Annotated in this window: 18 protein-coding genes; 10 read left to right on the top strand and 8 right to left on the bottom strand. The window is 58.0% G+C overall.

The features are described 5' to 3' along the window. Nucleotides 1-119 precede the first annotated feature (119 nt). The 5 genes from Poly24_RS14335 to Poly24_RS14315 all read left to right on the top strand — a co-directional run bounded on the left by Poly24_RS14335 (nucleotide 120) and on the right by Poly24_RS14315 (nucleotide 9540). Nucleotides 120-2582: an arylsulfatase gene (locus Poly24_RS14335; protein WP_145096493.1), complete on the top strand. Its 2463-nt coding sequence runs from the start codon at nucleotides 120-122 to the stop codon at nucleotides 2580-2582. 100 nt (nucleotides 2583-2682) lie between these two features. After that, nucleotides 2683-4764, top strand: a complete 2082-nt coding sequence (locus Poly24_RS14330; RefSeq protein WP_145096489.1) for a hypothetical protein — start codon at nucleotides 2683-2685, stop codon at nucleotides 4762-4764. A gap of 95 nt (nucleotides 4765-4859) precedes the next feature. Further along, nucleotides 4860-6257 carry a DUF1254 domain-containing protein gene (locus Poly24_RS14325; RefSeq protein ID WP_145096484.1) on the top strand — a complete coding sequence of 466 codons (1398 nt, stop codon included), beginning with the start codon at nucleotides 4860-4862 and terminating at the stop codon, nucleotides 6255-6257. A 108-nt stretch (nucleotides 6258-6365) separates the two neighbouring features. Further along, complete coding sequence (locus tag Poly24_RS14320) at nucleotides 6366-7898, top strand: DUF1254 domain-containing protein (protein WP_145096481.1); 1533 nt, start codon at nucleotides 6366-6368, stop codon at nucleotides 7896-7898. Nucleotides 7899-8004: 106 nt separating this feature from the next. Continuing rightward, nucleotides 8005-9540, top strand: a complete 1536-nt coding sequence (locus Poly24_RS14315) for a DUF1254 domain-containing protein (RefSeq protein WP_145096478.1) — start codon at nucleotides 8005-8007, stop codon at nucleotides 9538-9540. Nucleotides 9541-9763: 223 nt separating this feature from the next. Here the strand turns inward: Poly24_RS14315 and Poly24_RS14310 are convergent, their stop codons facing one another. Both Poly24_RS14310 and Poly24_RS14305 read right to left on the bottom strand, forming a co-directional pair. Beyond that, nucleotides 9764-10762: a DUF1593 domain-containing protein gene (locus Poly24_RS14310; protein ID WP_197451906.1), complete on the bottom strand. Its 999-nt coding sequence runs from the start codon at nucleotides 10760-10762 to the stop codon at nucleotides 9764-9766. 83 nt (nucleotides 10763-10845) lie between these two features. Next, nucleotides 10846-12267, bottom strand: a complete 1422-nt coding sequence (locus tag Poly24_RS14305; RefSeq protein ID WP_145096472.1) for a sulfatase-like hydrolase/transferase — start codon at nucleotides 12265-12267, stop codon at nucleotides 10846-10848. Nucleotides 12268-12694: 427 nt separating this feature from the next. Here Poly24_RS14305 and Poly24_RS14300 point away from each other — a divergent pair, with 427 nt between their 5' ends. The 4 genes from Poly24_RS14300 to Poly24_RS14285 all read left to right on the top strand — a co-directional run bounded on the left by Poly24_RS14300 (nucleotide 12695) and on the right by Poly24_RS14285 (nucleotide 15849). Continuing rightward, nucleotides 12695-14032 carry a sugar porter family MFS transporter gene (locus tag Poly24_RS14300; RefSeq protein WP_145096468.1) on the top strand — a complete coding sequence of 446 codons (1338 nt, stop codon included), beginning with the start codon at nucleotides 12695-12697 and terminating at the stop codon, nucleotides 14030-14032. 75 nt (nucleotides 14033-14107) lie between these two features. Beyond that, entirely contained in the window at nucleotides 14108-14668 is a 561-nt protein-coding gene (locus Poly24_RS14295) for a protein-tyrosine phosphatase family protein (protein ID WP_145096465.1), read from the top strand. A gap of 70 nt (nucleotides 14669-14738) precedes the next feature. Continuing rightward, nucleotides 14739-15134: a DUF4345 family protein gene (locus tag Poly24_RS14290; RefSeq protein ID WP_197451904.1), complete on the top strand. Its 396-nt coding sequence runs from the start codon at nucleotides 14739-14741 to the stop codon at nucleotides 15132-15134. Next, nucleotides 15127-15849, top strand: coding sequence for a phytanoyl-CoA dioxygenase family protein (locus Poly24_RS14285; RefSeq protein WP_145096459.1), 723 nt, complete (start codon nucleotides 15127-15129; stop codon nucleotides 15847-15849). The genes Poly24_RS14290 and Poly24_RS14285 overlap by 8 nt, the downstream gene beginning before the upstream one ends. Nucleotides 15850-15959: 110 nt before the next feature. Here Poly24_RS14285 and Poly24_RS14280 read toward each other — a convergent pair whose 3' ends face one another. From Poly24_RS14280 to Poly24_RS14255, 6 genes are all read right to left on the bottom strand, one after another. Continuing rightward, nucleotides 15960-17747: a CotH kinase family protein gene (locus tag Poly24_RS14280; RefSeq protein ID WP_145096456.1), complete on the bottom strand. Its 1788-nt coding sequence runs from the start codon at nucleotides 17745-17747 to the stop codon at nucleotides 15960-15962. Nucleotides 17748-17793: 46 nt separating this feature from the next. Continuing rightward, entirely contained in the window at nucleotides 17794-18489 is a 696-nt protein-coding gene (locus tag Poly24_RS14275; RefSeq protein WP_145096453.1) for a DUF4956 domain-containing protein, read from the bottom strand. Beyond that, a complete protein-coding gene (locus Poly24_RS14270; RefSeq protein WP_145096450.1) occupies nucleotides 18474-19199 on the bottom strand; it encodes a VTC domain-containing protein in 726 nt (241 codons plus the stop codon). The genes Poly24_RS14275 and Poly24_RS14270 overlap by 16 nt, the downstream gene beginning before the upstream one ends. A gap of 113 nt (nucleotides 19200-19312) precedes the next feature. Further along, nucleotides 19313-21658 carry a serine/threonine-protein kinase gene (locus Poly24_RS14265; protein ID WP_145096447.1) on the bottom strand — a complete coding sequence of 782 codons (2346 nt, stop codon included), beginning with the start codon at nucleotides 21656-21658 and terminating at the stop codon, nucleotides 19313-19315. Between the two features lie 62 nt (nucleotides 21659-21720). After that, entirely contained in the window at nucleotides 21721-22284 is a 564-nt protein-coding gene (locus Poly24_RS14260) for an ECF-type sigma factor (protein ID WP_145096444.1), read from the bottom strand. Between the two features lie 276 nt (nucleotides 22285-22560). Further along, entirely contained in the window at nucleotides 22561-24129 is a 1569-nt protein-coding gene (locus Poly24_RS14255) for a sulfatase (protein WP_145096441.1), read from the bottom strand. A 332-nt stretch (nucleotides 24130-24461) separates the two neighbouring features. On the opposite strand from Poly24_RS14255, the gene Poly24_RS14250 reads away from it, so the two are divergent. Beyond that, complete coding sequence (locus tag Poly24_RS14250; protein ID WP_197451903.1) at nucleotides 24462-26279, top strand: sulfatase-like hydrolase/transferase; 1818 nt, start codon at nucleotides 24462-24464, stop codon at nucleotides 26277-26279. The last annotated feature ends 199 nt before the right edge of the window (nucleotides 26280-26478 follow it).

The raw sequence follows: 26478 nt of genomic DNA, 5'->3' as shown, positions 1-26478 counted from the left end.
ATCAATTAGATCTTCGCGATTGAATTCCGTTGTCCTAAGCATACGAGTTGGCCCAAGCGTTCAGCAGCGGTATTCCTACATCCCTCTCAATCATCGAACTCCCAACGTCACTCAAATTCATGAATCATCGATTACGCGAATCCTTAAGGGCCCTACTGCTCTTAGTACTTCTTTCGAGCAGTTCCGCCCTGCAGGCACAGCTGCAAACCACCGGTACGCCCGGATCCGCGGATGCAACAACGACCATCAGTGGCAAGCAGCTTCCGGCTCCGCAACCACCCGGCAAAGGTAAAACCGGACCGACGGTTGCCGATTCAAAAACCTGGTGGCCACCACGCGTCGTCCCTAAAAAAGGAGCCCCCAACGTCTTGTTGATCATGACCGACGACGCCGGTTTTGGTGTCAGCGGAACATTTGGCGGTGTGATTCCAACGCCGGCCTTGGACCGAGTGGCTAACAACGGATTGCGTTACACGCAGTTCAACTCCACCTCGCTCTGTTCGCCCACCCGTGCGGCATTGCTCACGGGTCGCAATCACCATTCGGTAGGCTTTGGCGTGATCACCGAACTTTCCACCGGATATCCGGGTTACGACTCGATCATCGGCGTGGACAACGGGACGATCGGTCAAATCCTGAAAGGGAATGGATATGCCACATCCTGGTTCGGGAAAAACCACAATACCCCATCGTTTGCCTACAGCGTGGCGGGGCCGTTTGATCAATGGCCTTCAGGAATGGGGTTTGATTATTTCTACGGCTTCCAAGGTGGCGAAACCGACCAATACACGCCCTACCTTTTCCAGGATCACACTCAAATTTTCCCGTGGAGAGGGAAGCCCGATTACAACTTGTCCACCGATCTGGCGGATGAGGCGATTGCCAGGATGAAAGCGCTCCAGGCCGCGAATTCCGACCAACCCTTCTTTATCTATTACGCACCGGGCGGAACCCATTCACCTCACCAGCCACCCAAGAAATGGATTGAAAAGTTCAAAGGAAAGTTCGATATGGGGTGGAACAAGATGCGGGAACAGATCTTTGCGAATCAAAAGCGATTGGGTTTGATTCCCGCCAACACGCAACTGACACCTTGGCCGGATGACCTTCCCGAATGGGAATCGCTTTCATCCGATGAGAAAAAATTGTTCGCGCGGCAGGCGGAGGTGTTCGCAGCTTTTGCCGCCTATACCGATGATGAGATTGGCCGTGTGATCCAACAGGTCGAGGATATGGGCGAGTTGGACGATACCTTGATCTTCTACATTTGTGGTGATAACGGAACCAGCCCCGAGGGCACACTCTTGGGAACGCCTAACCAATATGCGTCGTTCAACGGTATTCTCGATATCCCCGTAGCGGACCAATTGAAGCTCTATGATGTCTGGGGATCACGGGAAACCTATCCCCACATGGCTGTCGGTTGGGCCTGGGCATTTGACACGCCCTTCAAATACACCAAGCAGGTCGCCTCCCATTTCGGAGGAACTCGTCAGGGTATGGCCATTTCCTGGCCGGGCCATATTGACGATATCGGCGGGATCCGCACCCAGTTCCACCACATGATCGATATCATGCCCACGATCATGGAAGCGGCCGGGGTGAATCAACCTGAGGAAATCAACGGCATCGCGCAAAAGCCAATTCAAGGCACCAGCATGGCATACACCTTTAAGAAGGAGAATGCCAAGACGCCATCCGCGCGCAAGGTTCAATACTTTGAGATGATTGCAAATCGTGGCATCTACAGTGAAGGCTGGTACGCCAATACGGTGCCTCCTCACGGACCATGGATTTTGAATGCAGCCTTCCCTCCGATCGAAGATTACAAATGGGAGCTGTACAACCTGAATGATGATTTCTCTCAAAACCACGACCTCGCCGCGGAAAACCCGGAGAAGCTGAAGGAAATGCAGGCACTCTTCGATCAGGAGGCCAAGAAGAACAACGTGTATCCTCTGGACAACCGTCAGTTCGCTCGTTCGATGGAGCCCAGACCGAGCATGACCGTTGGTAAGACCGAATTCACTTACCAAGGTGTGAATCCTGGGATGTCGGACTCAAACACGGCAAATATCTTGGGACGGTCTTACACGATCACAGCCGAAGTGACGGTGCCGGACGACGGTGGCAACGGCATGATCGTGACTGCCGGAGGACGGTTTGGCGGATGGGGATTTTACATTTTAAAGGGTGTCCCTGTCTTCGGTTACAACATGCTGGGGCTCGCGCAATACAGATGGGCTGCAAAAGAACCGCTCACCGCAGGGAAACACACTCTTGTCTATGACTATGTCTATGATGGTCCGGGGATCGCAAAGGGTGGTACCGGAACTCTGAAGGTGGACGGCGTGGCTGTCGATTCGCACGAACAACCCAATTCAATCGCGTTCATCCAGGTGATGGATGAAACCTTTGATGTGGGAGTGGATACACGGACCGAGATCAATGCGAAGGATTATATCCTACCGTTTGATTTCACCGGATCCATCGATCAGCTTCATATCAAGCTTGGCACCACCCAATTTACTCCAGCCGAACAAAAGCAGATCAAGGATGCTCACGACCGCGTGAACGACTGAACTCATTGACCCATAATTTGAAAAGTTTACCTGGTTCCGGCAGGCCGTCGCGAAGAGCGGGAACGGTTTCAGGGGCGGGCATAAACGAAAGAATCAAACCATGAAAAAAACGAATCGACTAGCCGCGAAATTCGCAGGACTTGCCTTATCGGCCGCACTTCTATCCGTCCCGGCCTTCGCTGCTGATGGCATTACCGGACGAGTCGAGGCCGGTGGCGCTCCGATCTCCGGGGCTGACGTGACCCTTTGGTTGGCGGGGCCGGACGCTCCCCAAAAACTCGCCGAAGCGAAGACCAACGAAGTTGGCAGCTTCGACCTGGCGTTTGTCGACGGGAAGGGCGCCGGTGGCGTGATGTATCTCATCGCGGCGGAGGGGATGTCGAAGCTTTCCTCCGGGAACGGACCGAATCCAGCGACCACCTTGATGGCCACGCTGGGGACCAAAGCTCCCGAGCGCGTGACGATCAACGAGCTGACCACCGTGGCCTCCGCGTGGACCGGTGCGCAGTTTCTGCACGGCACCGTGATGAGTGGCGATGCACTTGGCCTGAGTATCGCTGCTGGAAACGTGCCGAACCTTGTGAATCTCGAAACCGGTGGGCTGGGACCGGTGATCATGGATCCGCTGAACAGCTCGGAGACCACCACCTTGGCCAAGCTGAACACGCTGGGCATCCTGCTGACTGCCTGCGTCACGGAAAAACCGGACGCGTGCGATAAGCTCTTCGCAGCCGCCACACCGCCGGGCGGCGTCGCACCGACCAACACGCTGGCCGCGGCGCAAAACATCGCTCGCTATCCGTGGCACAACGCGGACAAGATCTTCGGATTGCTGGACACATTCTATCCCGTTCCCGCCGGAAAGCGGTGGCGCGAGGTGGATCTAATCCCTTACCTCAACTTCGCTCCCAGTTCGTGGACCCTTTCGCTGGTTTACTCCGGCGGAGGATACAACGGTGTCGGCGGCATCGCCATCGACGGTGAGGGCAACATGTGGTCGGCCAACAACTTCCTTGTCGGTGGGCAAACGACGATTTTTGATTGGGTCGGCGGCGGCATCTCGAAGTTCGCGCCGAACGGCAAACCGCTTTCCCCGATGATCAAAGGCTTTCGCGGCGGCGGCGTCGACAGCGCCGGCTGGGGCATCGCGGTTTCCGGCGATGACAAGGTCTGGGTGACCAGCATTATCGGCAGCACCATTTCCGTGTTCGATCGCGAGACGGGGAAGCCCCTTTCGCCAGAGACCGGCTACAACCTCGACGGAAAACTCGGTGCGATGCAGGGCATCATGGTCGCGCCGAACGGTGACGTCTGGACACTCGACAACGACCACAGTCAGATCGTTCACCTGCCCAAAGGGGACGCCTCGAAAGGCCGCATCTACGGTCAGGTCGTCGACGGCAAACCCGTCGATGGCACCCTCCAACTGAAAAAGCCCTTCGCCCTGGCCATCGACCAAAATGATTATGTCTGGGTCACCAACAGCGGCTCCAACACCGTGACCCGTTTTCCAGCCAACGATCCGGGCAAGGCGGTGGACTTTGAGGTCGGATACAGCCCGCACGGGATTGCCATCGACAGCCAGGGCAACGCCTGGGTCGCCAACTCCATCGGCCACATCGGCATCCGGGAGAAACTGGCCTTCGTCGCGGAGAAGCTCGAAGCGAGGTTTGGGAGTCACGATGGTTCGGCCAGCAAGCGCGCGGCCAAGGAGTGGATCGATCTGTGGGAAATCAGCGACAAGTTTCCCGGTGGCGACGTGTCGATGATACGACCCGATGGAACGGTTCTCGGCCCCTTCAACGCCGGCAAGACGATGAACGGTGCCTGGGGCATTTCCATCGACGGCAATGACAACATCTGGGTCTCGAATTCGATGAGCCACAACCTCTCGCAGTTGTGTGGTGTGCGGACCGAGACCTTCCCGCCGGGACTTAAAACCGGCGATGCGATTTCGCCGCCGGGGGGCTACATCGGCGGTCTGAAAACCATCACGGGCGTCGCCGCCGATCCCGCTGGCAACGTCTGGGTGGCCAACAGCTGGGACCAGACACTTGCCGGCTTCAAACAAGTGCCGGACGAGGCGCTCTCCACCCGCTTTGCCGCCAACACCACGGTGGTCTTCTTCGGCGTGGCCAAACCCGTGCACACGCCCTTGATCGGCCCGGCCAGAGCGGAATAGATCGTCCGTGCGCCAAGCCGAACCAACGTTCCTCTCGATGGCTGCCCTGAACATCGCCCCCAAAAACAACAAAGCTACAATCCCAAAGTGATCCCATGAAACAAAAATTCATCACCACCCTCGTGTCGGCCGTGGCCGTCCTCGCGCTTTCCCCGATCGGGCAGGCACAAGACGTCACGCCGGAAGAAGCTCGCGCTATCGCCAAGGAAGCCTACATCTACGGATTCCCGTTGGTGGATAGCTATCGGATCCAGTATGCCTACTTCGTTGACAAGGACAGCAAGTCCTACAAGGCACCGTGGAACCAGCTGAAGAATATCCCGGAGGTCTACACTCCGGCCGATACCGCAATCCAGACGCCAAATTCGGACACGCCTTACTCTTTCGTGGGCTTGGACCTGCGAGCCGAACCGATCGTGATCAGCGTTCCCGAGATCGAGAAGAGTCGCTACTACAGCGTCCAGTTCATCGACGCCTACACCTTCAACTTCGCCTACGTCGGTTCGCGGGCGACGGGTAACGACGCCGGCAGTTTTCTGATCGCCGGGCCAAGTTGGAAGGGTGAGAAGCCAGCGGGAATCAAGCAGGTGATCCGGTCCGAGACGGACTTCGACATGGTCCTGTTCCGCACCCAGTTGTTCAACCCGGCGGACCTTGAAAACGTCAAGAAGATCCAGGCTCAGTACAAGGTGCAGCCGCTGTCGGCATTCCTTGGAACCTCCGCCCCCGCAGCCGCGCCGGCCGTCGATTGGGTCAAGCCACTGACCGAGGAGGAAGAGAAGAGTTCGCTTGAATTCTTCAACGTCCTCAACTTCGTGCTCGGCTACTGCCCGGTCGATCCCACGGAAGTCGAACTCCGCAAACGCTTCGCCAGGATCGGCGTCGAAGGGGGGAAGACATTCGATCCTTCGAAACTTTCGCCCGAGATGAAGGACGCCATCGAGATGGGCCGGATCGACGCATGGGAAGCCTTTGCCGGCGACGTCAAACTACTCGAAGAAGGAAAGATTACCTCCGGGGATTGCTTCGGCACCCGCGAGTATATGAAGAACAACTACCTCTACCGCTGGGTCGCCACCATCGGAATCTATGGCAACTCGAAACAGGAAGCCATGTATCCGGTCTATCGGGTCGATTCCGCCGGGGAACCGCTCCGCGGTGAAAACCGCTACACCCTGCATTTCGCCAACGGTGAATACCCGCCGGTCAAGGCCTTCTGGTCGCTGACGATGTACGAGCTGCCGCAAAGCCTGCTGGTGGCCAACCCGATCAACCGCTACCTCATCAATTCGCCGATGCTTCCTGAATTGAAAAAGGACGCCGATGGTGGCCTGACAATTTACATCCAGCATGAATCGCCGGGCAAGGAGCTGGAGGCCAATTGGTTGCCCGCACCGAAGGGCCCGTTTGCGATGTACATGCGACTCTACTGGCCAGCCGAAGCAGCGCTCGACGGCTCGTGGACGGCTCCGAAACTGGAGATGATGAAGTAAAATCCATCATCGCTTTTGAACCACGCGGGCCCGTTCACTCGATCCAGCCCGCGGATTGAGCAGTGAGTTTCAACCACCCACCCAACAATCAAGTAAGGAATCCATCCCATGAAAACCAGAACAACGATTGCCGTCGCTCTCGCCCTTACATGCGGTTCCGCATTGGCGCAAAAAACGCCGGGCTATAACGAAAAGATCCCGGTCGAAATCATGACGCCCGACAAAGTCGAGACCAGCATCGGCACGCTCAACTTCGCCGATGGCATCCCCGATGCCGAAACCACACAGAAGCTCTACGACAACCTCGACACGCTCCGCGCGGTCGAGACCTTCCTCAATTTTGTTCCAGCGACATCCCTCGAAGGGATTCGCCAGGGTCATATCTCGCGGGGCGCCACCGAATGCAACCAGATGCTCATTTTCAAGAAATTGATGGATTCCAATCCGCTGTTCCTCACCGGCAACACAGATACCGTCTATTGCTTCGGCTTCCTAAACCTTGATAAGGACGGGCCGACCGTGGTCGAAATCCCGCCCGGTTGCGGACCGGGCACCGTTGATGATGCCTACTTCCGCTTCGTCATCGACATGGGCCCTCCTGGTCCCGATCGGGGCGAAGGCGGCAAGTATCTCATCGTGCCTCCCGGCTATGAGGGTGAATTGCCCAAGGACAAAAAAGACGGAGGCGATTACTACGTCGCTCACTCACGGACCTATGCGCACTGGATGCCTCTTCGCGGGTTCCTCGTCGACGGGAAACCAGACACTGCGGTGAAAATGTTCCAGGACGGGGTGAAAATCTACCCTCTGAGCAAGGCCGACAATCCTCCGGCCATGGAGTTCATCAGCTGCTCGAAAGAATACTTTAACACGATCCACGCCAACACCTACGAGTTCTACGAAGAACTGAACCACGTCATCCAGCGGGAACCCATCGACTTCATTGACCCGGAACTTCGCGGCATCGCCGCCTCCATCGGGATCGTCAAAGGCAAGGAATTCGCCCCCGACGAGCGGATGAAGAAAATCCTAACCGACGGAGTGGCCATTGCTAACGGGACCGCCCGCGCGATCGCTTTCCGGAACCGCGATCCACGCGCGAAAATCTTCGAAGACCGCCAATGGACGAGCGGCTTTATCGGCGGCGACTATCGCTGGCTCGATGGCAACGGTCTTGCCGGCCGTGATCTCGATGCCCGCACCTTTTTCTTCTACCTCGCCACGGTGAACACACCGGCGATGGCCATGAAGATGGTCGGCAAGGGCTCGCAGTACGCGCTCGTATTTGTCGACAAGGATGGGGAACCGTTTGACGGCTCGAAGAACTACAAGCTTCACATTCCAGCGAACGCCCCGGCCAAGAATTTCTGGTCGGTCGTCGTCTACGATCCGCAGACACGCTCCGAACTCCAGACCAGCCAGCCCTTCCCCAGCAAGAACAACACGGGTGACACACTCATCGAGAATGCAGATGGCTCGGTCGATCTTTACTTTGGCCCCAAAGCTCCCGAGGGCAAGGAAGCCAACTGGACCGCCACTGTGCCCAGCAAAGGCTGGTTCGCTTGCTTCCGTCTCTACGGCCCGCTCGAACCATGGTTCGACAAGACCTGGAGACCCGGAGACATCGAACTCGTGAAGTGATCCTCCTTCGCTCTTGAACCACGCGGGCCGGCTCACTCGATCCAGCCCGCGGATTGAGCATCGTATTTCAACCACCCAACCAACAACCAAGTTTGGAATCCATCCCATGAAAAGCAGAACAACGCTTGCGGCAGCCCTTGTCCTAACAACATGCGGTTCCGTTTTTGCCCAGAAAACGCCGGGCTACAACGAAAAGATCCCGGTCGAAATCATGACGCCCGACAAAGTCGAGACGAGCATCGGCACGCTCAGGTTCGACGATGGCAACCCCGATGCCGAAACAACGCAGAAACTCTACGACAACCTCGACACGCTCCGCGCGGTCGAGACCTTCCTCAACTTCATTCCCGCCACTTCCATCGAAGGGCTTCGCCTGGGGCAGATCGCACGCGGCGCGACCGAGTGCAACCAAGTGCTCCTTTTCCAGGACTTGTTGGATTCCAATCCGCTGTTCCTCACCGGCAACACCGACACCGTCTATTGCCTCGGCTTGCTCGATTTAAAGAAGGACGGGCCGACCGTGGTCGAAGTCCCTCCGGGTTGCGGACCGGGGACCTGTGATGATGCCTTCTTTCGCTTCGTCATCGACATGGGGATTCCCGGTCCCGATCGAGGTGCCGGAGGCAAGTATCTCATCGTTCCTCCCGGCTATGAAGGCGAGGTGCCAAAGGACAAGAAGGATGGAGGCGACTACTACGTCGCACACTCACGCAGCTATGTGAACTGGGTGCCGCTTCGCGGATTCCTCGTCGACGGCAAGACCGACGCCGCGGTGAAGATGTTCAAGGAGGGAGTCAAAATCTACCCTTTGAGTAAAGACGATAATCCTCCGGCGATGGAGTTTATCCACTGCTCGAGATCGGATTTCAACACGGTGCACGCCAACAATTTCGAGTTCTACAATGAACTGAATCACGTCATCCAGCGGGAGCCTGTCGACTTCATCGACCCGGAACTTCGCGGGATCGCCGCCTCCATCGGCATCGTCAAAGGCAAGGAATTCGCCCCGGACGCGCGGATGAAGAAAATCCTGACCGACGCCGTCGCCATTGGTAACGGCACCGCGCGGGCGATTGCCTTCCGCAACCGCGATCCACGCTCGAAGATCTATGAAGACAGCCAATGGACGACCGGCTTTATCGGCGACGACTATCGCTGGCTCGATGGCAACGGTCTATCGGGCCGCGATCTCGATGCCCGCACCTACTTCTTCTATCTCGCCACGGTGAACACACCTGCGATGGCCTTGGAGATGGTCGGCAAGGGCTCGCAATACGCGCTCGCATTCGTCGACAAGGAAGGCGCGCCTTTTGACGGTTCGAAAAACTACAAGCTTCACATTCCAGCGAACGCCCCAGCCAAGAATTTTTGGTCGGTCGTCGTCTACGATCCGCAGACGCGATCCGAGCTGCAAACCAGCCAGCCCTTCCCAAGCAAGAACAACAAACGCGATCCACTCGTTGAGAATGCCGATGGCTCGGTCGATCTCTACTTTGGCCCCAAGGCCCCCGAGGGCAAGGCAGCCAACTGGATCGCCACCGAGCCGAGCAAGGGCTGGTTCACCGTCCTCCGCCTGTATGGTCCGCTGGAGTCGTGGTTCGACAAAACCTGGCGTCCGGGGGAAGTCGAACTTGTGAAATAGTCCAGCGCCGACACCAAACTTTAGAGTAGTGGACGAGGTCACGAGTCCTTAGGGTAGTGGACGATGTCACGAGTCCGTTCGCGCCAGAGATTATGGGGACTCGTGACCTCGTCCACTACCATCAGTCCCCAAGGTCAAAGTTTTACAAACCACTCGTCGGTCACGGAATGCGGCCGGATCGAGGATCTGAAAGAGAAGATCGAGAAGGTCATCCAGTAGACGACTAGGGCTTTGTCACGCGATCCATCCGTTGTTTCCAGTCTTCGAGGTACGCGCGGCGCCAGTTACTGACGGTTTTGGCGCCGGCGCGGTTGGCGGTGGACAGTTCGGGATCGGGATTATCGGTCCAATACTGTTTGCCGTGATCGGTCGCTACAAACGCGCCGCCCCAGTGCGATGCCGTGGGGTCGTTGGCATCGCCACGAAGCAAGTACAGCAGCGACGGCGTGTCGCCCATCTTGATGTCGCGTTTCTTTCGGAAGAAGAGATCACCGAGCGCGCCGTGCCCCTTCACGTTTCGCTCGACGAATGGAAGGTTGCCCCACTCTCCATCTTGTATGCCGCCCATGTACATGCCTCGGAAAGTCGTGTCGCTCTCGATCCACCACAAGTCCTTGTGATGCTCGAATAAGTAGTCGCGAGCCGATCGGTCTTGCGCCGTGTTCCAAGATCCGATCGAATAGAGGCGAATGTGTTCTTTGATCGAAGGATCGTCGTGGATCGCCTGAGCCACATCGGTGATGCTGCCCCAGACGAGAATCCACAACGGCCGTTCTTCGGCGGAATGCGCCCGTTCGATGATCCATCGCGAGCCCTCGGTCGGTTCGGACCAGCCTTTCTTTGGTGCCTTGTCGTGAGCCCCCTGCTTCGCGATCCTTCGCAGCGCCTCGGGAGCGGGATAGTCTTTTGAATGGTCTTTGAGGCGCGCATCGTCGTGGGCATACGCATCGATTACTTCAATGATGTCCTTCGTTCGCCCTGCCTGGGGCGGAGAGGCGATGATGCCTTCCAAATCTAAAACGTCAGCGTACAGCAGTAGATGGACTAGCGATTGAAAGTCGTCCGGGTCGGAGCCGCCAATATCGGTCGAGACGATCAACCGCGGACGATCGCCCTCAAGAGCGCCTCCTGACGGTGAAGCGGCCTGCGCTACGCAGTTGCCAATGGCGAAAAGAAACAGAAGAGCCAGCAATGCGGTCGGGAAATACTGGGTGGTCTTCATAACAGGGTCCTCGGTTTGGCGGATTGCCAGATCGACGATGCCAAAAAGGGTAATGCGCTCGGGATCATGCGGCAGGAAGTATTCTATTGCCTGGTCTCGTAGTAGGCATTCATTTCGTTCCACCATCGCAGTAACTGGGACTGCATCTCCGCGGTACGCTGGTCGTGGTTCGCTGCGACGTTGACGGTTTCACCGATATCGTTGGCGAGGTCGAACAGTTTTTGTTCGCTGCCGTCGGGATTACACATCAGTTTCCAGTTGCTCTGCCGCATCGCCAGTTGAGGGCTGATGTTTTCAGCTCTGCCGGGCTTGATGCTGCCATGGACTCCGTATTCCCAGAAGATCGGTCGATCGCGCGAGGCCGGTTCGCCATACAATGCTTCCGACATGTCAACTCCGTCGGATCGTTGTACGCGGTCTTCCAACCCGCAAAGTTTGGCGATCGTTGGCAAGACATCGATCGCGGCCATCACGGATCGATCGTTCGTCACGCCAGCAGGGATTTTGCCCGGCCAGCGGGCGATGAAGGGCATCCGAATCCCGCCTTCGTAGAGACTCCATTTGCGTCCCCGCAGCGGCCCGGTGAAGCCAGGCGGTTGATGGCCGGCTTTGTAGTATCGCGGCCAGTCGGTCGGTCCGTTATCGCTTGTGAACAGGACGAGTGTGTTGTCGGTCAACTCCAACGCGTCGATTGCGCTCAGTAGTCGGCCGATCTGACGATCGGTTTCATCGAGAACCGCAAAAAATTCGATGTCGGGTGGGTTGTCCGAAGTCCCCGCCCACTTCTTTCGCTGTTCGGGCGACGGTTCGTGGCGGTCGTGGACGTCGTTGGGAAAGACGCGCAAATAGAATCGTCGGTCACGATTCGCAGTCATGAAGTCGATCGCATGATCGACATAGGTTTCGGTGGTTTTGTGTTTGGGTAGGTCGAGGATATCGCCACGTCCATGTTTCCAACTCTGTTCTTGGTTGCCCGTCTTCTGCCACAGAATCCGATCGCCGAGCCCTTCAAATGAAACCAACGATTCGTCGAAACCATACGCCTGTGGTAAGGGAGCGTCGCCAACGTCTCTTCCTCCGCCCATGTGCCACTTGCCAAAGTGAGCTGTCGCGTAGCCAGCCGACTTCAAAAGCTTGGCCAGTGTTGGCGCGTTGGGATCGAGCCAGTCGGGCATCTTCCGCTGTCGATTCGATTCTCGCGTCGCCAGATACGAATGGATGCGATAACGTTGTTGATACTGTCCGGTCGTTAGCGCGACGCGTGACGCCGAACAGATCGGCGAGTTGACGTAGAAGTTCGTCAAGCGAATCCCTTCGGCGGCCAGCCGGTCGATGTTGGGCGTCTTCATCGCGGGATTGCCAAAACAACTCGGGTCGGCGTAGCCCATGTCATCGATGAAAACAACGACGACGTTGGGCGGACGTCGGTCAGCAAACGTCGCCGCGCTCCAGAATGCGGTAAGCATGTAAGCACTCGCGCAAGCTAGCCATTGCAATCGATTCATTCTTCAATTTCCCCGGTGCCTGTGGTTTGAAACTGTTTTATGGCGAAGGCCAAACTCCCGTCCGCCGCCTCCATACGATCGCATCGATGGTGGCGGTATCCAACGATGGACTGGAACGCCGTCGGCGGATTTGGCAACGCAAATGTTCGGTTTGCACACAATGAATCCGCGGCCAGTTTCAATGCCAGCGAACAGCATAACATGAACGGTTCGGCGAGGAATGATTTGTTGCGAGCTGGCGAGGGCGAGCCCGGGCTGAAGCGGAGGCTGCTTGTGAAAACGCGCTTCATCGCAGAGCCGTCGAAATATGGAAAACAGAGCTGGTCAGAATTCCTGACGCGACAGCGGTCGAGTCACGATCGACTTACGCGTAGGATATCATGCACCGCCGTCAAACACTCGCACAGCAGACAGGAGCGATTCGCGCATGAACCCACGACTCTTTATCTGGTCCCTAACGTCTGCGTTGGCAGGTTTTCTTTTTGGGTTCGACACGATCGTGATTTCGGGTGCTGAACAAGACATCCAAACGTTGTGGCGTCTGGATGGTATTACGCACGGGATCTGCATGAGTGCTGCGCTTTGGGGAACGGTTCTCGGAGCGGTCTTCGGCGGGGTGCCGACGGAGCGCTTTGGGCGACGGAAAACGTTGCTATGGATCGGATGCCTGTATTTCGTTTCGGCAATCGGTTCTGCACTCGCAGTCGATCCGTACACTTTCATGCTAGCCCGGTTCATTGGGGGCGTCGGCGTCGGCATCGCGACAGTCGCTTCGCCCCTGTATATCGCAGAGATTGCGCCGCCGGGACTGCGTGGTCGGCTGGCCGGTATGTTTCAGTTCAACATCGTCTTTGGGATTCTAGTTGCGTTTGTCTCCAACTATTTGATCGGCAACTATGTCGACGCTGCGATCGCTTGGCGATGGATGTTGGGAGTGGAAGCGATCCCCGCGATAATCTACACCGTGATGTGCTTTACCATTCCTGAAAGCCCGCGTTGGTTGATCACGCACGGCGGTAGAAGCGATGCGGGGAGAGACGTCTTTGCGTCGGTGAATCCCGATTTTTCAACGCAGCAGTTGACGGATCTCGTTGAGTCGGTGCGAACCAGCGGAGGCGAAGCGTCAACGAACGCGGCCTTTTTTACACCACGACTGCGGAAGCCAATTACACTCGCCTTCCTAATCGCCTTTTTTAACCAACTGTCGGGCATCAATGCGATCCTCTACTTCGCTCCGCGCATTTTTGAATGGACCGGGCTGGGCGAGCGCGCGGCGTTGCTGCAATCGGTCGGAATCGGAATCACGAATCTGATCTTCACCTATCTCGGCCTTTGGCTGATCGATCGGCTGGGGCGACGGACGCTTATGTTTATCGGATCGTTCGGCTACATTGGCTCGCTGGGATTGTGTACGTGGGCGTTCTGGACCGAAACGTTTCAGATTGTTCCCGCGTGTATCTTCGCATTCATCGCCGCGCATGCGATCGGACAGGGAGCGGTGATTTGGGTCTTCATCAGTGAGATCTTCCCGAATCGGCATCGCGCCGCCGGCCAGGCCTGGGGGAGCAGTACGCATTGGTTGTTCGCGGCGCTTCTAACCTTGGTCTTTCCAACATTGGCAGCCCGGCTTCCTCCCGCGGCAATCTTTGCCGTCTTCGCCGCAATGATGGTGTTGCAATTGGTCTGGGTGAAGTTTTTCATGCCGGAGACCAAAGGCGTTCCGCTGGAAGAAATGCAGGCGCGGTTGGGGATTGTCGATCCATGATCGCCGTCCCACGTTTCCCCTATAATCGTCAGCCAAAGTCTGATTTCCTAGGACCCGCTTTGCAAAGTGTTGTGTATGCAGATCCCCTCTCGTTTTGTCGCTCCCGTCCAACCGACTCCATGCTCGCGGACATACTGGGTTTTGGACGATCTGTTCCTGGCGGGAGCGTATCCTGGGCGTCCCGAACCGGCAGAACATCAGCAGCGGCTGCAGTCGTTGTGCGATGCGGGCATGCGAACGTTCATCAACCTTCAGGAGGAAGGGGAAACGAACAATTCCGGAAAGCCGTTTGTTCGCTACGACAACGGATTGCGAAAACTGGCGGGGGACCAATTTGCCCACTTGCGTTTCCCGATCCCCGATGGCGGTGTCACTTCGGTCGACCGCATGCGGTCGATCCTCGATGCGATTGACCTATCGCTCGCGGCCGATCGCCCCGTCTACGTCCATTGTTTTGGTGGGATGGGGCGGACGGGCACAACGGTCTGCTGTTGGTTGCTGCGACACGGTCTCGCAACGCGGGATAATGTCCTCGATCTGCTGACACAACTTCGCCAAGCCGACATTGAACGCGCCAGCTGGAAAGCTCCTGAAAACGCGAGCCAAGAAGCGTTTGTTTTATCGTGGACCGAATGAGCCTAGGAGCTGCGGACGTACCGCTGAATTTTGGATGCACGCATTAGAGCCAGCCCAAGGACCTTCGACCATGTCCAGCCGCTTCCCGACCGTCGTGATCCTGATCACCGCCGCTGCGTTTGCCGGTTTTGCGATTTGGTTGACTGTGATGCCCAACGCGTTGTTGGAAGCGTTTGGAATCGCAGAACGCACGCCGCAGATGGCGACCGAAATTCGAGCCTTCTACGGCGGGATCGAGTTCGGTATCGCTGCTGCCATGTTTGTTCTGTGGCTCCGCGGCGATTTGTTTGCTGCGCTGTTGATCGGTGGCTTGCCGTTGGCCGGATCGGCAACCGGGCGTTGCATTGGCATGATGGCAGACGGATTCTTCGGCTTGCACGCGGGGTTTGCCGTTATGGAAGCCATCGCGGCGGTTCTTTGTTTTGTTGGATGTGCGATGGTCTCGCGAGGAAATAGCGATGGATGAATGGGATCTGCGTCGCGACGGATTTTGCTTGCTGCGTCAGGCAGTTTGTCCAGCGTCGGTTGCACGTTTACTGGCCGTATGCCGAACCGCATTCGAAGATGAAACGAAGAGTGTCCGTGCTCGATCCAGTCGTGGTCATGTCTACGCGGCGCGGAACCTGATCGATTCGATCCCCGAGGTGTCAACGGTTTGGCAATGCGAACGGTTGCTGTCGTTTCTACGCCAACAACTGGGAGCCGACCTCGGTCTTGTTCGCGCGTTGTTCTTCGACAAACCGCCCGATCGAACTTGGGGGCTGGCGTGGCATAAAGATATGTCGATCGCTGTCAAAGAGAACACGATCGCGTCGGCAGCCTTCTCGCGACCGACGGTCAAAGCGGGCGTGCCTCATGTGATCGCGTCCGACGATGTTTTGAAACAGCTACTCACGTTGCGGATTCATCTAGACGAAGTGACCGCTGAAAATGGACCGCTGCGTGTCATCCCTGGTTCACACCGTTCGAGCGACACCACGGGCGAATCGATCGAGACCGCGGTCGACATCCACGCTGCCGCCGGGGACGTGTTGGCGATGCGACCGTTGATCAGCCACAGCAGCGGTGCCTCCACGCCGGGCACACGGCGCCATCGACGGATCTTGCATCTGGAATTCGCCCCATCGTCGACGCTGCCCGATGGGGTGCAGTGGCATGATTTCGTAGCTCCTGACGCCTGAAGGCAGGAATCGCTACGAGTAATTGGTAACGGCATTGTTCGCTACGCTGCGGTTGAGGAATGGTGAAGTCGCTCTCGATTCGGAGCGACTTCACGATCGGTTCTGCAGAATCAACGTTCGTACGAAAGCAAGAATTTCGACCGCTCCTCGGCGAACTTGCGCAGCGACATCGGTTGGTCCGCTTTGGGAGCGTCGCTGGTCGTTGCGTTCTGGAACGCTTCGTAGGAAGAGAGCTTCCGCGTGTCGGCTTTGACCAACGGATCGATGAGATTGCGATACTCGTCAACCATCGGCCCCAGTTGATCCCAAGCGACCGAATCGGCGGCGAGCTCACGCACGTATTGCATGTAACGCGTTCGCAGTTCGGGTACCGCTAGCAGTCGGCTGCGCAGTGGCATCCGATCACTGTCGAGTCCGATCAAGGGATCGGTGTCGACGCCACCGCCGCGCGGTCCACGTGCCATGCCTCCTCCAGGACCTCCGGGGCCACCAAAACCTCCGGGGCCGCGGGGGCCTGCAAAACCTTCGGGACCACCAAATCCACGGCGACCTTCCGGACCACCACGCCCCTCGGGGCCTCCGCGGCGTTCGGGATCGAATTCGCGACCGGGACCAAATTCTGGAGGTCCACCGCGGCCGAACTCGTCTCCGCGTCCTGGTCCGCGTCCGGGGCCGTCGCGACCGTCACGTCCCGGTCGTGGACCGCCGTGCCCCGCCAATCCGAAGCCTTCGTTCATGTCGTGCGGGATGACGTGGAATTTCCCATCCTTGCCGCGGAACAGGTTGTAATCGCTGGCGCGCGTCCAGTATCCGTCGCCGTTGAGGAGCACGACGTCCAGAGCCAGGAATTTAAGCGTTTCATCGATATCGAGGATCGGTTCGATCGCAGCGACCAATTGTTCCGGCGGCGTTTCGTTGAGCGTTTTGCACAAATCAATCAACGCCTGCCATTCCTTCTCGCCGTCGTTGGACTTCATCTCGAACCGCGATTTGTACTCGGCCAAATCTTCCCCCAGGTAACGCAGCCCGCCATCGGCGCCGGGGTTGCCGGGAACCTTCCAACGGGTTCCCTTCGACCCGTCGAAGTTCTCCTTCAGAAACGTCTTGTCGAATTGTTGCACGCTGTTGTACAGCCCCCAACTTTCCCCATTAACGACCACGTGGACAAAGTTCGCTTTAGGGGCGGGGATGTATTTGCGAACAATCTGCGAGTAGACAACGCTACTCATCATCGAAGGATCGCCGTGGCAGTTCAACAAGTTCAACGTCTTGTAACCGTCGATCCGTTGGTCTTCGTCGATCGTGTCCAATGAAACGTTGAACGAACGCTTGGATCCACGCGGAACATGCCCGAAGGAAGAGGCGCCGCGAAAGTGTACGCCGACACCTTCGTAGGTCTTTCCATCGACGATCATCGTCGCGGGGACATCGACATCGGTGCCGTGGAATTCATCTAGCTCCGTTTCCCACTCGTTGTTTTCAAATTCCAGGAAGACCGTTCGCAGAACGCTGGGATCGTAGAGCGGCTTGTCGGGATAGACGGCGACATCGGCAACATCTACCTTCGGACCGGGCGTTCCCGGTTCGGCTTGCCCACCGGGACCACGGCCTCTGCCCCCGGGGCCGCCAGGACCACCACGGCCTCGTCGCTCGCCTTCCATCGCGGCATCCGACGCGATCGCTTTGCGAGCGACTTGACGTTCATCGGCGTTGAGCCAACCATTGCCGTCGACATCGTAGTCCTTCACGATCTTTCGCTCTTCGCGGTGGGGGCCTCCTGGCCCGCCGGGACCGCCTGGTCCAAAGCCAAATATGCCGGGACGTTGGGCGTAGACGATGCCGGCGGCAATCGCTCCCAACGGGACCAGAAACAACAGCGAACGAACGATCTTTTTCATGTGGGCACCTGAGGTGTTCATTGGTTGAAGAGGGAAGGGAAGCTAGTTAACGAGCCGGGCGAAGATCGACACTCTGGACTCCTTCGATAAGGTTCAGCCGGTTGAGGACTTCGACGGGATCGACATCGGGACGCATTCGAACCCGGTACTGCAGATCGAGCGACGCTCCCTGTTTGCTTGTCGATCCAGAGCTGAATTCGACCTTGGTCATCAGCGCGTCGAAGACTTCGTGGAACAACAGTTGGGGATCGCGTCCGACCGCCAGTCGAATTTCGAGTTTCGTGTCCTGTGGGGGCGTTGGTCCGCTGGTGCCACCGCGGGGGCGGACCAAGGCGGCGGCCAATCCCATCACGCTGATACCGACCAACGCGACGGTGATCTGGTCGGCACCCACTGCCATCCCGACCAGGACAGCAAAGATCACAAAGGTGATGTCGTAGGTATCGTCGACGACTGTGCGGAAGCGGACGATCGACAGCGCCCCCACCAATCCGAAGGCCCAGGCGACGTTCTGCCCGATCACCAATGGCAGCATCGCACACAGGATCGATAACAGGACCAACGTCGGCGGAAAGGTGGGCAGGAATTTTTCACGTGGTCGCACGCCCCAATAGATCGCGCCGATCGCGCATCCGCACAGGAAGGCGGTCCCCAGTCGCAGCGCCATCTGCAACGCAGTGCTATCGTTCGGCGTGCCGAGCAGCTGAGAGGGATCGACCGATGGGGTTAGCCAAGGTGGCATTGGATGGTTTCCTGGTTGAGTGTGCCGGCTTGGTTTGGGGATGCAACGGGCGTCGTTTTGGTCGATGCGATCTGCTGCTGGGCAAGCGTCAGCAAGGTCGTCGGCGGTACTGGCAACAGCTGGAATTCATACAACAGTCGCTTGAACCGTAGCGGCAGCGCGTCGGTAAACTTCATCCGCAAGATGGTTTCTTGAAGCGAAACCAAATTTGCGTCCGCTGCGATCGCGATACCGGACGTGCCGTCGCCAGCTACCGCGTCGACGCGGATGTTTCGATCCAACGTCAATCGGCAGTTGTCGGACGCTTGAGGGAACAAGACGGTACGCTCGAAGCCAATCTTCAGTCGCGGGCTGAGCTGCTTTTTCACAATCTCTTTATGGAACCACTTGCCGACCCATTTCTTGTCGACGCTCGCCAAATCGAGTTGCCCTAAGTCGTGGGCATCGACATGCGTTTGCCGAAGCGTGGCGACATCATCCTTCCAACGCTTGCACTCCAATGCCGTGGCACCGCAGCAGCCAAAACGACGAATGCGGTACTGACGTAATTTGGACGATGGTCGCTTCGAAGGCTTGCCGACGTAATAACGATCCTCCAAGCAATCGACAGTCGAAAGCGGGGCGCCGTCGCGGCGAACCGCGGCCAGCACCGATTCGCCCACGGCATCGGTCAAGACAAACGTGTATTCAGAACGGGGACTGTATTTCAAACGAATGACTCGCAATGACGAACGGGGTTGAAGCGGGGGACGAATCCCCTTTTCAACATGTAGTGCGTGTCAGATCGCTGCAGTGGGCCAAAGAATCGAAGAAATCGAAGAAATTAGTCGGCGAGCCCGAGAGAGAGGCGGCCGCGTTGCTGAAACGCCTCGAATTGAGGATCGATCTCGGGCGTGGCACCGGTCAACATTTCCGTCGCCTCGCGATGCAGGATCACCATTTCGACGAAATCGATCCACGGCCCGGTGTTGCCCGAACGATTGACCACGTTGTCGGTCATTGTCTGCAGGGCGTCATCAGCCAATGCAAGTTCGGACTGGGCTTGCACGTCGTCACCCAACTGGTGATACACCATCGCACGCAGCGAATGGACCATCGTCCCGCTTGGGCCACGGCCGCGCGACGCCAAGTCCAACCAGTGCAACGCCTGCCTTGGCTGGCCGGCCCGCAACCTTGCCCAACCAGCGATGTATTGCAAGACGCTGCGTGGGGCAAACATCGGCCTCCCTGGACCGTCATCGGGACCGCGAGGCCCGCCAGGTCGCGGGCCGTCTCTCTGGGGGCCATCGGGGCGTCGGCCGCCAGGTTCCGGAGGACCGAAGCCGGGGCCGCCAAAACCGCTCGCTTCCGCTTCGGAAAGTAGCGCCTCGCTGTCGGCAGCCAATCGCTTCGCATCGGCGGCATCGTTCGGGTCGATCAAGCATGAACGGAGCGTATTAAACGTCAGCGGTCGCGCATCGTCGGCCCCCTGCTTCATCAATCGCGAATAGATTTCACGGTAGTCGTCCAAACGTCCGGTCACGTAAAAGAGTGCGGCGGCACCTTCCCACTGGCGGCTGGCAAGAGGCGCTTCCAACCGCATCGCTTTGGAAAAATCGGCGGCAGCTTCGTCCCATAGACTCAACCGCGCTCGCATCATGGCTCGTTGAAACCAGACCAAATAGTAGTTTGGCATCAGGTCGACCGCTTCGTTAAACTTCGCGTTCGCGGCCGCAAACTCGTTGGCGTTTTCGTTAGCGATCGCCTCGCTAACCAACTGATTGGCGTGCTTCAAGTTGTCGGCGAACTGCTCGACCTCTTTGCGTGCTTCGATGGCATCGCGAAGTGCCGATTCCTTTTCGTCCCGTTCGGCCACGGCGCGCGAGGCCTGGTACAAACTGGCCGCCGTCCCCAATAACAGGGCACTGGCGACCAGGGTGACCGTCAACAACGCGGCGCGGTTCCGCGAGGCGAACTTGCGCAGCCGATACGCTTTCGACGGCGGCCGCGCTTCGATCGGTTCGGATTCGAGAAACCGCCGCAAATCATCGCTCATCGCCGACGAAGATTCGTAGCGGCGAGTGCGATCCTTCTCGACAGCTTTCATCACGATCCAGTCCAGATCGGTTGGGATCGCTTCGCGCTGTTTCGCCACCGTCAGATCGACGCGCGGTCGAGGTTGGACCGTTGTGTTGGTGTCGGCCGCTTGAATCGTGGTCAGGCGGATGCTCGGCCGCGGCGGCTGTTCTTCGCGAATGATTCGACGCATCTCATCGTATCCCGCCGTCTCTAACCGGGTGCGGTCGAACGGCGTCGTCCCCGTCAGCAGTTCATACAACAGCACCCCCAGCGAATAGATGTCGCTGCGCGTGTCGACATCCAAACCGCTCATCGCCGCCTGTTCGGGGCTCATGTACAGCGGCGTACCGATCATCGCGTAGAACTGTGTATAGATCGTCTGGTCGGTCAGGTTTTGTCCGATCGCTTTGGCGACGCCGAAATCGATCACCTTCACCACCGGTTTGTCATCGTGCATCGTGACCATGACGTTGGATGGTTTTAAGTCGCGGTGGATGACGCCCTTTTGGTGGGCGTGCTGCGTCGCGGCGCAGACGTCGCGAAACAGTTCCAATCGCTGCCGCAGCGGCATCGCATGTTGGTCGCAGAAGGTGGTGATCGGCAACCCTTTGACCAGTTCCATCACAAAGTAGGGGCGGGCGTCGTCGGTCACTCCCGCGTCGAAGACCCGAGCGATATTGGGATGGTCCATGATCGCAACGGCTTGCCGTTCGGCGTCGAATCGGGCCAGGATCTGCTGCGACGCCATCCCCGGTTTGATGATCTTCAGGGCGACCTTGCGGCGGACCGGCTTTTCTTGCTGCGCGACAAAGACGAGACCAAATCCTCCTTCGCCGATCTGTTCCATCAAGCGGTAGGGACCGATCGTCGTCCCGATGTGGCTGGAGCTTTGAACGGCCGGGGCGTCGAGTGTGTCGTCCATCTGGACGGGCGAAAGGGGCGGTCGATCCAACGCGTTGCCGGGACGATCATGTGCCGCCAACAATGCTTCCACCTCCGACCGCAGCACCGCATCGTCGCCACACGCGTCGCGCAGGTAGGCCGCGCGTTGATCTGGTTCTTCGCGATCGAGCGCTTCCAGGAAGATCGTTTGTTGACTGGGTTGGGGCATAACTTGTAGTGCGTCAAACCCGATCGGAAAGGGCCAGGAATTTTCGGCGAATCTTCGCGTCGCTATTCCGCGTCCATTTGATTGCGAAGCCAGGCTCGGGCGTAGGTCCAATTTCGCTTGACGGTTCGCGACGAAACGCCCAAAACGTTGGCGGTTTCGTCGATCGTCATCCCCGTGAAATAGCGCAGCTCGACCAGCTTGGCCAACCGAGCATCGTGATCTTGCAATTTTATCAACGCTTCGTTGAGCGCCAGCAGCGTTTCGTCGTCCTGAGGGCAAACCGCGGCGTCGTTTTCGCCCAGGTCGGCTCTCACCATCCCGCCACCCCGCTTCTCCGCGTTGCGCCGGCGAGCGCTTTCGATCAAGATCCGTCGCATCGATTCGGCAGCGGCGGCAAAGAAGTGCTCTCGACCGCTCCACTTCTGCCGGTCGGCCCCGCCGACTAACCGCATGAAGGCTTCGTGGACCAATGCCGTCGGTTGCAGCGTGTGCCCCGCCTTCTCACGCGTCATCCGGCTCGCCGCCAAGCGACGCAGTTCCTGATAGACGATCGGCAACAACTGCTCCGTTGCCTGCTGATCTCCGCTGTCGATCGCTTCCAAAATGTTCGTGACGTCGCTGTTCATCCCTCCATCCTAACCGATCTGGTGAATTTGACCTACGCTGGAGGAGACCAGAAGAAGGGCGAACCGCAGATTGCAGTGCCGCAATCCGAAGGCTAACCTGCGCCCATGCTGAGCCGTGACCTCGCCCTCCAACGTGGCCATTGTCACTCGAACTCAGCCTCGCTGTACTCGCCCTCGACCGATCCCCGCCCGTAGGCCATCGCCGTGAACCAGTACGATGATTGAAGCGTGTTAGCGGGGCCATCGCGTTCGAGCTGGACCCTGCGGACCAAAAATCTATTGCAGCCAGGCGCGGACCGAGTCATCGGCTCGCCATTTTTCGATCCGACGATCTAAAGCGTCCCCTTTCCAGCTGTCGCTACCGGCGGGCAGTTTGTCTTCTTTGGGAATCCAGCGGCGGTGCTGGTCGACGATCTCCGCGAAGCCCTCTTTTCCGATCAGGTTCGTCCGTTCGGCGGCATCGCTGCGATGGTCGTAAAGCTCTTCGCTGCCGTCGCGGTAGCGGATGTAACGCCAGTCGTCGCTGCGAACCGCATAGTTCCCGTAATACCAATTGATCAACACCGGGTGCGCTCGCGTTTGACTCGGATCGCGAATCAACGGCAACAGGCTCTCACCATCCAACGCCGGCGCGGCGGGAAGCCCGCAAAGGTCGACAAGCGTCGGGTAGAGATCCAACAGACTGACCGCTTCGGCGGATTGTGTCCCCGGTTTCGAAACGCCGGGAACCTTGAAGGCCAGGGGCACGCGAGTCGCCTCCTCCCACAACGCCTGTTTCCGCCAGTGCTTCTTTTCGCCCAGATGTTGCCCGTGGTCGGACCACAACACGACAATCGTGTTGTCGGCATACGGGCTATTCGCCAACGCATCCAGCACTTTGCCCGCTTGGGCGTCGACAAACGAAACGCAGGCCAAATATCCGTAGACCAATTCGCGCCAATAGGTGTCGCTTAGGTTCACAACCGCGTGGTGATCTCCCGAACGCAGCGTGCCGTAAGCGATCGATTTCCCCATCATCGGGATGTCCGCCATCTCATCGTCGGGGACTTCGGGAACGATGATCTCGTCGAGATCGTAAAGATCGAAGAACTCTTTAGGAGCGGTGTAGGGAACGTGGGGGCGGACAAATCCAACCGCCATGAAGAAGGGCTTGTCGTGCTTTTGCTGCAATTGGTCGACGGCCCATTCGGCGATCAATTCGTCGTACATCTTGCCATCGGGCATGTCGTCGCGATCGAGGGCTCCGTAGCACAAGGAGTTGCCGTCAGCGTACTTCTTGCCGTAACGATCGATGATCTGGCTGCCGTTTTTTGGAAAGGGATAAAACTTCGTTCCGCCGTACCCCTCGCCGCGAGCTCGCAATTTCTTGGAGATCTTGTAGTTTGGGCCGGTGACGTTCCAAAAGTCATCGGTCCGCTCGCGGTAATCCGAGACGCCTTGATGAAACACCTTGCCGACAGCAAGCGTTTCGTAGCCGTTGTCCTTGAAGTGTTGCGGCAGCATCTTGTGATCCCCCATCACCTGATCGTAAGTCCGCCGCATCATCGCGGTGGAGCTGTACCAACCGGTGGTGCTCGGATGCAGGCCACTTAAGATCGAGTTCCTCGAGGCGGTGCAGACCGCTTGAGAGCAGTGCGCGTTAGTGAACAGGATTCCTTGGCGGCAGAGCTTATCCAAGTTGGGCGTCTTCGCCTGGACATTGCCTCCCATCGCTCCGGTCCAATCGTTTAAGTCGTCGATCGAAAGGAACAACACGTTCGGTTGGGAAGCGGGGTCGGCTGCAGTTGCACTGCGAACCGCTGGCGTTAACAACAGCAAGAGCGCCGGGATCAGAATCATACGCATCAAAGGATTCCTAAAAGTTGCCAGCAGGGGCGGGGATAAGTTTCGCAACCGCGAGCTTTTGAGCGAGGCGGAGCGTTCCACATTTTAAACCTGGCCACGCAGAGGTGTGTACGGGCAATCGCCCGGCAGCGCCGAATTATGTTTCCCCCGCGGTGACAGACGCCATGCGATAGCGTCCCCTATTCGTGCGCCGTGGCGCGACGCCGCCCGCTGGCAAAGTCCCATTTGCGAACTCCTGCTCGCCCGCCCGCATGGTAAGATAGGGCCCCTGTGAATCGATAATATGGCCGTCGACGATGTCGATGGCGTGGCGGCATCCTGGAGTCTTCTCGATGAAATATCTAATTGCATGTTGTGTCACCTTCACGCTGGCGCTGGCGACGACGCCGGTGTTTGCGGAATCGGTCCCCACGCCCAAGGGAATCGTTTTTGTTCTGGTCGACGATATCGGTTACGGCGACATCGACGTGCTGTATCCGAGCGTTCTCGAAACACCGAACATCGACGCGCTTTATCGGGAGAGTCTCCGGTTGACCGATTTCCACGTCGGCAGCACGTGCGCCCCGTCGCGCGGCTCGATCATGACTGGCCGGGCGATCAATGCCGGTGGCGTCTGGCACACGATCGCCGGGCGGGAGCTGCTGCGCGAGAACGAACAGACGATGGCGGAGGTGTTTCGCGCCAACGGCTGGCGGACGGCGATCTTTGGAAAATGGCACCTCGGCGACGGCTATCCCTATTCACCTCGCTTCCGCGGCTTTGATCTGGCGGTCGTCCACGGCGGCGGTGGCGTCGGGCAAGGGCCGGACTATTGGATGAACGACTATTACAGCGACGTCGACTTCGATGGCAAACCGACTGCGGCGGACGTCTATTGGGAGAACGGCAAGACGTTCGAGGCCGATAAGTTTTGCACCGACTACTGGTTCGACCGCTCGAAGGAATTCATCAAACAATCGGTCGCCGAAGGCAAACGCTTCTTCTGCTACCTGCCGACCAACGCCGCTCACAGTCCCTTCAACGCGCCGCACGGTTTTAAGAAGGGCTTTGATGGGCTGATCGAAAACGTCGACGAAAACATGGGGCGGATGGACGAGTTCCTCGCCGCCGAGGGGATTCAAGACGATGTGTTGGTGATCTTCAGTACGGACAACGGGACAACGGGGAGCCGCCTGGGCGGACTGCGTCAGCGCAAGGGAAGTCACTACGACGGCGGGCACAACGTTCCGTGCTTCTGGCGGTGGAAGAAAGGCGGCATCGGCGGTTCGTCCGAATCGGCTCGCGATGTCGCGTCGCTGACAGCCGGAATGGATCTGTTGCCAACATTCATGGATCTATGGGGATTGAAGCGTCCCGATGGTGGGCTGCCGCTGCACGGCATCAGCCTCAAGGAGATGCTGCTGAGCGACGACTACACGCCACAACAACGAACGCTGATCATCGACACGCAGCGAGAAGCCGACCTGGTGAAGTGGCGCCGGGCGTGCGTGTTGCGCGACGAAGTCGAAGAGGGCAAGATCACGCACAAGTGGCGACTGATTCAAGGGAAACCGAAGTCGAAGCAGGAGCTTTACGATTTTCTTGTCGATCGCGATACCAACGACAACATCATCGAGGGGAATGATGCCACTGTCGCTTCGCTTGCCGCGAGTTACGACGCTTGGTGGGACGACGTTTCGGCAGGTTGGGAAGCCTTCCCGCCGTTTGTCGTCGACGATCGGAAGGAACCCGAACTGACGTTGTACGCACACAGTTGGATCGGCACTTCGATGACGCCTTGGAACCAGAGCCACATCGTGCAAGGAGCCGCCGGAACGGGGACCCATTCGATCCGTTTTGATTCCTCCGGTCGCTACCAAATTGAACTACGCCGTTGGCCTCGCGAAGATGGCGGTGCGATCGCTGGAAAAAGTTCGACCGGCGCAGGGAAGGTGATTCCGGCAACCAAGGCGCGCGTCGCATTGGGTAAAGTTGGTGAAGCGACCAAAGCAATCAACCCGCAAGACGATGCAGTCGTCTTCGAGATGGAAGTCCCCGCCGGCGAAGCGACGACGCTGACGACTGCGCTGTTGGATGATGACGACAAGGTCCTCAACGGAGCCTTTTACGTCTACATCAAGAAGACGGCTGACGACGGCGATAAAAAGTAGCCAGTTCGATGTGACACTTATTTAGCTGCAATACCAGCACGAAACGTAGTGGACGAGGCTACGAGTCCTCTCGCATGCATCAGACCAAATCGCTGGGACTCGTAACCTCGTCCACTACATCCCGCCGCCAATTCTTGCGACAGTTCGAGGCTCCTTCGTTGAACGGTATTGCCGATGTGCGAATTGACCATGCGGCAAT

It is taken from the genome of Rosistilla carotiformis, from assembly GCF_007753095.1.
GTDB lineage: Bacteria > Planctomycetota > Planctomycetia > Pirellulales > Pirellulaceae > Rosistilla > Rosistilla carotiformis.
The sequence above is the reverse complement of the archived record's forward strand: the minus strand, read 5'-3'. Positions and strand labels throughout refer to the sequence as shown.

Excerpts from the sequence above, each read along its gene's own strand:
- Poly24_RS14265 (WP_145096447.1), bottom strand. The coding sequence starts at position 21,658 with ATGCCCCAACCCAGTCAACAAACGATCTTCCTGGAAGCGCTCGATCGC.
- Poly24_RS14275 (WP_145096453.1), bottom strand. The coding sequence starts at position 18,489 with ATGCCACCTTGGCTAACCCCATCGGTCGATCCCTCTCAGCTGCTCGGC.
- Poly24_RS14250 (WP_197451903.1), top strand. The coding sequence starts at position 24,462 with ATGAAATATCTAATTGCATGTTGTGTCACCTTCACGCTGGCGCTGGCG.
- Poly24_RS14320 (WP_145096481.1), top strand. The coding sequence starts at position 6,366 with ATGAAAACCAGAACAACGATTGCCGTCGCTCTCGCCCTTACATGCGGT.
- Poly24_RS14290 (WP_197451904.1), top strand. The coding sequence starts at position 14,739 with ATGTCCAGCCGCTTCCCGACCGTCGTGATCCTGATCACCGCCGCTGCG.
- Poly24_RS14305 (WP_145096472.1), bottom strand. The coding sequence starts at position 12,267 with ATGAATCGATTGCAATGGCTAGCTTGCGCGAGTGCTTACATGCTTACC.
- Poly24_RS14330 (WP_145096489.1), top strand. The coding sequence starts at position 2,683 with ATGAAAAAAACGAATCGACTAGCCGCGAAATTCGCAGGACTTGCCTTA.
- Poly24_RS14310 (WP_197451906.1), bottom strand. The coding sequence starts at position 10,762 with ATGAAGACCACCCAGTATTTCCCGACCGCATTGCTGGCTCTTCTGTTT.
- Poly24_RS14260 (WP_145096444.1), bottom strand. The coding sequence starts at position 22,284 with ATGAACAGCGACGTCACGAACATTTTGGAAGCGATCGACAGCGGAGAT.
- Poly24_RS14335 (WP_145096493.1), top strand. The coding sequence starts at position 120 with ATGAATCATCGATTACGCGAATCCTTAAGGGCCCTACTGCTCTTAGTA.
- Poly24_RS14255 (WP_145096441.1), bottom strand. The coding sequence starts at position 24,129 with ATGCGTATGATTCTGATCCCGGCGCTCTTGCTGTTGTTAACGCCAGCG.
- Poly24_RS14300 (WP_145096468.1), top strand. The coding sequence starts at position 12,695 with ATGAACCCACGACTCTTTATCTGGTCCCTAACGTCTGCGTTGGCAGGT.
- Poly24_RS14280 (WP_145096456.1), bottom strand. The coding sequence starts at position 17,747 with ATGAAAAAGATCGTTCGTTCGCTGTTGTTTCTGGTCCCGTTGGGAGCG.
- Poly24_RS14315 (WP_145096478.1), top strand. The coding sequence starts at position 8,005 with ATGAAAAGCAGAACAACGCTTGCGGCAGCCCTTGTCCTAACAACATGC.
- Poly24_RS14295 (WP_145096465.1), top strand. The coding sequence starts at position 14,108 with ATGCAGATCCCCTCTCGTTTTGTCGCTCCCGTCCAACCGACTCCATGC.
- Poly24_RS14325 (WP_145096484.1), top strand. The coding sequence starts at position 4,860 with ATGAAACAAAAATTCATCACCACCCTCGTGTCGGCCGTGGCCGTCCTC.
- Poly24_RS14285 (WP_145096459.1), top strand. The coding sequence starts at position 15,127 with ATGGATGAATGGGATCTGCGTCGCGACGGATTTTGCTTGCTGCGTCAG.